The organism is Tardiphaga sp. (assembly GCF_028290785.1).
GTDB lineage: Bacteria > Pseudomonadota > Alphaproteobacteria > Rhizobiales > Xanthobacteraceae > Tardiphaga.
In genome coordinates this window covers 1-7,044 of the sequence record NZ_JAQGJD010000268.1, presented here as the reverse complement: position 1 = coordinate 7,044, position 7,044 = coordinate 1, and the positions used below count along the sequence as shown (strand labels likewise).

Here is a 7,044-nt window from a genome sequence, read left to right as displayed (position 1 = left end):
CCACGTCGCCACAGGGCGCGCTTTCGGCGCGTACTGGGGCCGGAATCGCAGGTTACCGTGTTGTAAGAAGACTCTGTCGTCGGTTCTTCCTAGACATAACAACCTGTGGCGACGGTTTGCCGCCTCCGCGGCGACGACAGCAACGTTTGCAATGCCCTGGAGTCCGCATGACCAGCCCCGCCACCACTTCCCTGCTCGACCGTGCCAATCTCGACCGCGACCAGGTGCGCCGCGAATTGATGCGCGGGCTGGAGGGCGCCGACGACGGCGAGCTGTTTCTCGAATACAGCCAGTCGGAAGCGCTCGGCTTCGACAATGGCCGGCTCAAGCAGGCGACCTACGACACCGCGCAGGGCTTTGGCCTGCGCGCGGTCAAGGATGACGCGGTCGGCTACGCGCATTCCTCCGACGTCTCGCTGCCGGCGCTGATCCGAGCCGCCGACGCGGTGCATGCGGTGCGCGGCGGCTACAACGGCACCTTCGCGGCCGCGCCCTCGCACACCAATGTGCGGCTGTATAACGACGACAATCCGCTCGATGCCCCCGGCTTCGAGGCCAAGGTGAAACTGCTGGCCGAGATCGACGCCTATGTGCGCGACAAGGACCCGCGGGTCCGTCAGGTCTCGGTGTCGCTCGGCGCCACCTGGCAGGTCGTCGAAATCCTGCGTCCGGACGGCGAGAGCTATCGCGACATCCGCCCGCTGGTGCGCGTCAACATCACCGTGGTGGCCGGCCAGGGCGACCGCCAGGAAAGCGGCAGCAAGGGCTATGGCGGTCGCGAAGGCTATGCGCGCTTCATCGAGAGCGGCGCCTGGCGCACCGCCGCCGACGGCGCGATCCGCGAGGCGCTGGTCAACCTGGAATCGATCCCCGCCCCCGCTGGCGAAATGGACGTGGTGCTCGGGCCCGGCTGGCCGGGCGTGATGCTGCATGAGGCCGTCGGCCACGGCCTCGAAGGCGATTTCAACCGCAAGCAGACCTCTGCGTTCGCCGGCCTGATGGGCCAGCAGGTCGCCGCCAAGGGCGTCACCGTCGTCGATGACGGCACGATCTCGTCGCGGAGGGGCTCGCTGTCGATCGACGACGAGGGCACGCCGACCAACCGCACCACGCTGATCGAGGACGGCATCCTGGTCGGCTACATGCAGGACCGCCAGAACGCCCGGCTGATGGGCATGAAGCCCACCGGCAACGGCCGCCGCCAGGGCTACGCCCATGTGCCGATGCCGCGCATGACCAATACCTACATGCTGGCCGGCCAGCGCGACCCTGCCGAAATCCTCGCCTCGGTAAAGAACGGCATCTATGCCGTGAACTTCGGCGGCGGCCAGGTGGACATAACGTCCGGCAAGTACGTGTTCCAGTGCACCGAGGCCTACAAGATCGAGAACGGCAAGATCGGCGCGTCGCTGAAGGGCGCAATGCTGATCGGTAACGGCCCGACCGACCTGCATCGTATCAGCATGGTCGGTAACGATCTGGCGCTGGATGACGGCATCGGGACTTGCGGCAAGCACGGCCAGGGCGTGCCGGTCGGCGTCGGCCAGCCGACGTTACGCATGGACAAGATCACGGTGGGAGGAACAGGCTAGTGAGCGACGTCACCACATGTTCTTTCGCGTCGAATGCGAAGCGCTGGTCCGGGCAGCTCGCCCAGATCGCCGCCATCGTGATGGTCGTGTTCCTCGCCAAGGGCGCTTTGGCCGAGCCGTTCTACGTGCCGTCGGCCTCGATGGAGCCGACGCTGTTGATCGGCGACGCGCTGCTGGCGTCGAAATTCCCCTACGGCTATTCGACCGCCTCGCTGCCGATCCACGTCTCGCTTCCCGAAACCGGCCGCGTGCTGGCATCGACGCCGAAGCGTGGCGATGTGGTGGTGTTTCGCTGGCCCGGCGACCGCTCCCAGGTCTGGGTCAAGCGCGTCATCGGCCTGCCCGGCGACCGTATCCAGGTGCGATCAGGCGTGGTCTGGATCAACGGCGTCGCGACCGCGGTGAAGCCGGACGGCCTGGGCGCGGCGGAAGACGATAACGGCGGCTCGGAGCCGGCGCGGCGCTATGTCGAGACGCTGCCCGATGGCGTGTCGCACCCGATCTTCAAGCTCTACGACAACGGCCGGCTCGACAACACGGATGAAGTGAGCGTGCCCGCCGGCCACCTGTTCGTGATGGGCGACAACCGCGACAACTCCGCCGACAGCCGCGTCCCGGTGCGATCAGGCGGCGTCGGCCTGCTGCCGATGGACAACCTGGTAGGCCGCGTCGATGCCATCGTCGGCAGTTGGGACATCGGCGTTAGCAAACAGACGGTCAGCAACTGGCTGTCGGGTTTTCGCATGGCGCGGTTTTTTACGACGGTGCATTGAGAGAAAGGTCGCTCTTTTGTTCCCGGGACGCGATGCAACACGAAGTGTTGCTTCGCAGAGCCGGGGCCACGGTTTTGCACGAAAGATACCGGGATCCCGGCTCTGCGCAGCGGCATGAAGAATGCCGCAGCGCGTCCGGGACACGAGAATGGCGCTCTGGCGTCTCCACGTCATGGCCGGTCTTGTGCCGGCCATCCACGGCAACAGGCGCAGCAGTGCGCGGTAACGTGGATACCCGGCATGACGGAGTTTGTGGTCCCGCCTGTTGCCGAACATGGATCGATCGATCCAGACAGCCGCGCTATCGCACCACGCCCGACAGGAATCCCGGTTTCCGCCGCGGCGGCTTGATGTCGTTCTTCAGGAAGCAGCGGGCGTCCTTGCCGGCATAGCCCGGCCGGGCAAAGGTCCAGGCGCGGCATTTGTTGTCGTCCTGGCAGGCATCGCGGCAGGCGTCGCCATGCTCAGCCTTGTCGTCGTTCTTCAGCTCGAAGCTGCGGTAGTCGCCGCCCAGGCGGTCGGTGGAGGTCTCGACCGGACCGCTGCGTGGTTCGATCACGCCGGCGCCGCGCACGCCGGAGACGCAGCAATAGCTTTGCACCCGCGGCGTCACCTTGTCCTTGAGCCAGCACACCGCATTTTCGGAGCTGTCGCTGGGATAATTGAAGCTCCAGGCGCGGCAGCGCCGGTCACGCTCGCAGACCAGCGCGCATTCGGCGGGATCGCCGGACTGCGACACCGAGCGCGAATAATCCGCGCCGGGGCGATCGAAATTGGTCTGCGCCGACGCAGGATGGGCCGTTGCCAGCAAAAGCACGGCGAACGCTGCCAGATACGCTCTGAACAGGCGGCTTATCGACATGCCCAATGACTTTCAGCGGAGTTGTAACGGTGCGGCGCGAAAGGCCATTTGACGGCGCGGCACCTGTACCTCCGATGAACGAATTTTCAGCTTCGGCCAAGCCGCTGATCTAGAAGCAGTATTCCTTATAGGCAGGGGTCACCGAGCCGTTCCAGGCGCCGTTGTACTTGTCGAGCATCTCCTCGGCCGGGGTCTTGCCGAGGTCGATGATGCGATCCAGCGGCTCCAGATGCCGGGTCTCGTCGCGGCCGCTTTGGTCGAGCCGGGCACGGCGAGCCAACCCGCCATGGGACAGCGCCAGGCATTCCTTGGCGACCTCGAACAGGTAGCGGTCCTTGATCCGCGACTTGAAGCCAAGCTTCGGCACGTCGTCGCGCAGCGCCTGGCGCTCCTGCGCGTTCCAGTGCTTGACGATCTCCCAGGCGGCATCGAGGGCTGCGTCGTCATAGAGCAGCCCGACCCAGAAGGCCGACAGCGCCGGCAGCCGGTTCGACGGCACGCCATCGGCACCTCGCATTTCCAGGTAACGCTTCAGCCGCACTTCCGGGAAGATCGTCGATAGATGATTGGCCCAGTCCGACAGCGTCGGCTTTTCGCCGGGGATCTTCGTGTTTTTGCCTTCGAAGAAATCGCGGAATGAGGAACCGGAGACGTCGATGTAGTTGTCCCCGCGCTTGACGAAATACATGGGAACGTCGAGCGCGTAGTCGACCCAGCGTTCAAAGCCCATGCCGTCCTCGAACGCCCAAGGGATCATGCCGGAACGGGCATTGTCGGTGTCGCGCCAGATCTCGGAGCGAAACGACAGGAAGCCGTTTGGCTTGCCTTCGGTGAACGGCGAGTTAGCGAATAGCGCGGTCGCCACCGGTTGCAAAGCGACGGAGACGCGCAGCTTCTTGACCATGTCGGCTTCCGAGGAGAAGTCGAGGTTGGTCTGCACCGTGCAGGTCCGGTACATCATGTCCAACCCGTATTGGCCGACCTTCGGCATGTAGTCGGTCATGATCTTGTAGCGGCCCTTCGGCATCACCGGAATCTGCGCCCGCGACCACGACGGCGTCAGGCCGAGACCGAGAAAGCCGATGCCGAGCGGCGTGGCCACTTCGCGCACCTGCGCCAGATGCGCCATCAGCTCCGACTGGGTCTGGTGCACGGTTTCCACCGGTGCGCCGGACAGTTCGAACTGGCCGCCAGGCTCCAGCGAAATCGCACCGCCGCCGGTGACGTCATAGAGGCCGATGATGTGATCGCCCTCCATGATCGGCTCCCAGCCGAGCAACAGCTTCATCCCCTCGAGCACCGCACCGATGCCGCGCGGGCCCTCATAAGGAACGGGATTGTGGCCGACCAGCGTGAACGGCGTCTTCTCGTGCTCGGTGCCGATGCGGAATTCCGACGGCGGCTTCACGCCATCCGCCAGCCATGCCACGAGTTCGTCGCGCGACTGCAGCGGCGTCATATCGATCTGGTCACGCGCCATGAAATTTCCGGATGAAGGGCGCCGCGATGAAACGCGCGCAGTGTCGGGGACGCCGGCGGACCGCGAGGGTCGCCAACGCAGGAGGTAATGTCTGATTCATCGGGCCGGCGCGGCTTCGCTGGCGGCCGGCGCCGCAGTCTCATGGCACGCGCAGCCGAGTCGGTCGAGCAGGACGCAGAGTTTTGCTGCATCTGCGTCGGAGAGCTTGGAACCGACGTGCTTCTCGATCGCCGTGGAATACGCGCAACCCATCTTCTTGTGCAACTCGCGACCCGACGCGGTGATCTCCACGAACAGGCCGCGCTTGTCGTTCTTGCATTCGCGCCGCGCCGCCAGCCCCTCGTCCACCAGCCGGTCGATCAACCGGGAGGTCGAGTATTGCGGTATCAGCATCTGCTTCTCAAGCTCGACCGGGCGCATCTCGCCGGTCGGCGAGCGCGACAATTCCATCAACGCGTCGAACCACGCCAGCGGCGGAAAGCCGGCGCGCTTGAGATCCTGCTCGACGGCGTCCAGCACCCGGCTCTGCACCCGCATCAGGCGGATCCAGGCGGCGGTTGCCTCGGTCGAAGGTTTGCGTTTCATGACGTCACGTCGTCCAATTGGTGGCGCACCCTAGCCACTGAATGCAGCTGCATCAACATTGACTATTCCATGCACATGCATTTAGTCACGAGGTTGCCGCAAACCATAACCCTAGGGAGAAATTTCCGATGAAGCTGTATTATTCGCCCGGCGCCTGCTCGCTGTCGCCCCATATCGCGCTTCTGGAAGCCGGCCTGCCCTACGACCTCGTCAAAGTCGATCTCAAGGCCAAGAAGCTGGAAAACGGCGACGATTATCTGGCCATCAACCCCAAGGGCCAGGTGCCCGCGCTTGGCCTCGACAGCGGCGAACTGGTCACCGAGGGTCCGGTGATCGTGCAGTACATCGCCGATCAGGCCAAGGCAAAGAACCTCGCACCGGCGATCGACAGCGACGCGCGCCGCAAGTTGCAGGAATGGCTGGGCTTCATCAACGGCGAACTGCACAAGAATTTCAGCCCGCTGTTTCAGCCGGCCTTCGACGACGAGGTGAAGGGCTTCTTCAAGACCCGCCTCACCGGCAAGTTCAAATACATCGACAACGCGCTGGCCGGCTCCGACTATCTACTGGGCAAGGCTTTCAGCGTGGCGGACGGCTATCTGTTCGTGATGCTGAAATGGGCTGAGCGGATGGGCATGGACCTCAGCGAGTTCAAGAACCTGACGGCCTACAAGGACCGCGTCGCCGCGCGCCCGAAGGTGCAGGAAGCGATGACCAAGGAAGGCCTGATGAAGGCGGCGTGAGGCGGGCGCTTTCTTCCCTCTCCCCCAGCGCAGCAAAGCTGCGCGCCGTGGGAGAGGGTGCCTGAGCGAAGCGAAGGCGGGAGAGGGAAAGCCTCAGACTCTGAAGCAAGAGCCCCTCTCCCGTCTCGAACCCGCTTCGCGGGCTTCGATCCACCTCTCCCACCTGCGCAGCTACGCTGCTTGGGGGAGAGGGGAAGCGAGTAAGGAAGTTACGCCGCGAGCTTCTTCGGCGGGAAGCGGCCGTAGAAGGTCTCGCCTTTCGCCGCCATCTCCACCAGCAGTTTTGGCGGCGTGAAGCGCGAACCGTATTTGGCCTCGAGCTTGTGGCACAGCGCCACAAAATTCTTCGTGCCCATGAAGTCGATGTAGCTCAGCGTGCCGCCGGTGAACGGCGCGAAACCGAAACCCAAAATAGATCCGACATCGGCCTCGCGCGGGTCGGTGATGACGTGGTCCTCCACGGTGCGCGCGGCTTCCACCGCCTGCACCACAAGGAAACGCTGCTTCAGTTCCTCGACGTCCAGCGTATCGGGATCGACCGGCTTCGGCACCAGTTCGCCGAGGCCCTGCCACAGGCTCTTGGAACCCTTGCCCTTGGCCGGATACTCATAGAATCCCTTGCCGTTCTTGCGGCCGAGACGCTCCTGCTTTTCGACCATCTCGACGATCAGCTTCTTCTGCGCCTGGTCGACCGCCTGCGAGCCCAGATCGGCCTCGGTGGCCTTCATGATCTTCAGCACCAGGTCGAGCGCGATTTCATCCGACAGCGACAACGGCCCGACCGGCATGCCGGCCATCTTGGCGGTGTTCTCGATCATCGCCGGCGGCACGCCTTCCATCAGCATCTCCAGGCCTTCGGCGGTGAAGCGCAGCACGCAGCGATTGGCGAAGAAGCCGCGCGAGTCGTTCACGACGATCGGCGTCTTCTTGATCATGCGCACGAAATCGAGCGCCGTGGCGAGCGCGCGGTCGCCCGTGCGCGCGCCCTTGAAGATCGGAAGAGCACACG

The 7,044-nt window shown here is 64.4% G+C and carries 7 protein-coding genes; 3 read left to right on the top strand and 4 right to left on the bottom strand.

What is annotated here, in order from left to right; translation table 11 throughout:
- Positions 1-167: 167 nt before the first annotated feature.
- Complete coding sequence (gene tldD / locus JWR89_RS16420) at positions 168-1,592, top strand: metalloprotease TldD (RefSeq protein ID WP_299717985.1); 1,425 nt, start codon at positions 168-170, stop codon at positions 1,590-1,592.
- Positions 1,592-2,365: a signal peptidase I gene (gene lepB, locus JWR89_RS16415; RefSeq protein WP_299717983.1), complete on the top strand. Its 774-nt coding sequence runs from the start codon at positions 1,592-1,594 to the stop codon at positions 2,363-2,365. Before tldD ends, lepB begins: the two co-directional genes overlap by 1 nt.
- A 301-nt stretch (positions 2,366-2,666) precedes the next feature.
- Here the strand turns inward: lepB and JWR89_RS16410 are convergent, their stop codons facing one another.
- From JWR89_RS16410 to JWR89_RS16400, 3 genes are all read right to left on the bottom strand, one after another.
- Positions 2,667-3,227, bottom strand: a complete 561-nt coding sequence (locus JWR89_RS16410) for a PAN domain-containing protein (protein WP_299717981.1) — start codon at positions 3,225-3,227, stop codon at positions 2,667-2,669.
- Between the two features lie 109 nt (positions 3,228-3,336).
- The gene (locus tag JWR89_RS16405; protein ID WP_299717979.1) at positions 3,337-4,707 is read right to left on the bottom strand and encodes a glutamate--cysteine ligase; all 1,371 of its coding nucleotides are present in this window, start codon (positions 4,705-4,707) and stop codon (positions 3,337-3,339) included.
- Between the two features lie 96 nt (positions 4,708-4,803).
- Positions 4,804-5,292: a MarR family transcriptional regulator gene (locus JWR89_RS16400; RefSeq protein ID WP_299717977.1), complete on the bottom strand. Its 489-nt coding sequence runs from the start codon at positions 5,290-5,292 to the stop codon at positions 4,804-4,806.
- Between the two features lie 128 nt (positions 5,293-5,420).
- Here JWR89_RS16400 and gstA point away from each other — a divergent pair, with 128 nt between their 5' ends.
- Positions 5,421-6,035 (top strand): glutathione transferase GstA, encoded by a 615-nt coding sequence (gstA, locus tag JWR89_RS16395; RefSeq protein ID WP_299717975.1) that lies wholly within the window; start codon positions 5,421-5,423, stop codon positions 6,033-6,035.
- A gap of 209 nt (positions 6,036-6,244) precedes the next feature.
- Here the strand turns inward: gstA and JWR89_RS16390 are convergent.
- The coding region (locus tag JWR89_RS16390) for a 3-hydroxyacyl-CoA dehydrogenase family protein (protein ID WP_299717973.1) at positions 6,245-7,044 on the bottom strand (800 nt) is incomplete at its 5' end.